Below are 771 nucleotides of genomic sequence, written 5' to 3'. Positions count from 1 at the left end.
CGCGTACGACCTCGTGCTCGACGGGAGCGACAACTTCGCGACGAGGTACCTCACGAACGACGCGGCGGAGCTCTCGGGCACGCCGCTCGTGTGGGGCGCCATTCTGCAGTACTCGGGTCAGGTCGGCGTGGCGTGGCACGCCCACGGGCCCGGGTATCGCGATCTCTTCCCCGCACCCCCGCCCGCCGAGAGCGTGCTCAACTGCGCGGTCGGCGGCGTACTGCCCGGGCTCTGCGGCACGGTGGGGTCGCTCATGGCGACGGAGGTCCTCAAGCTCATCACGGGCATCGGCGATCCTCTGATCGGTCGGGTGCTGCTGTACGACGCGCTCGCGGCGCGCACGCGGGAGCTCCAGGTGCGGCGCGATCCTGCGGCCGCTCCCGTCACCGAGCTGATCGATTACGAGCGGTTCTGCGGTGCCGCGCAGTCCGCGCCGACCGCGCACGCGCTCGAGACGGACGCCGCGGAGTTCGCCGAGGAGCTGCGAGCGGGAGCGGCGACCCGCGTCATCGATGTGCGCACCGCGGAGGAGTTCGCGGAGCGACGCGTCGGTTCGGCGACGCGGATCGGGGTGGATCGCATCGAATCGGGCGACCTCGCCGGGCTCGCCGGCGACGGGTCGGGCGGGCGGGAATCGGGCGGTGTCGACGCGCCGATCCGGGTGTACTGCGAACGCGATCCGCGGTCGATCCGAGCCGCCGAGGCGCTGGCGTCGCAGGGGTTCACCGACGTGCGCTTCGTGCGCGGGGGCATCGCGCAGCTCGCGAGGAT

1 protein-coding gene is annotated in these 771 nt (G+C 72.8%); it reads left to right on the top strand.

Annotation, left to right across the window (positions count from 1 at the left end):
* Positions 1-771 (top strand): ThiF family adenylyltransferase (locus NS354_RS12925; RefSeq protein WP_193750789.1); only part of this gene is annotated, 771 nt, incomplete at both ends.

The sequence above is a fragment of the Leucobacter chromiiresistens genome, assembly GCF_001477055.1.
Classification (GTDB): domain Bacteria; phylum Actinomycetota; class Actinomycetes; order Actinomycetales; family Microbacteriaceae; genus Leucobacter; species Leucobacter chromiiresistens_A.
The sequence above is the reverse complement of the archived record's forward strand: the minus strand, read 5'-3'. Positions and strand labels throughout refer to the sequence as shown.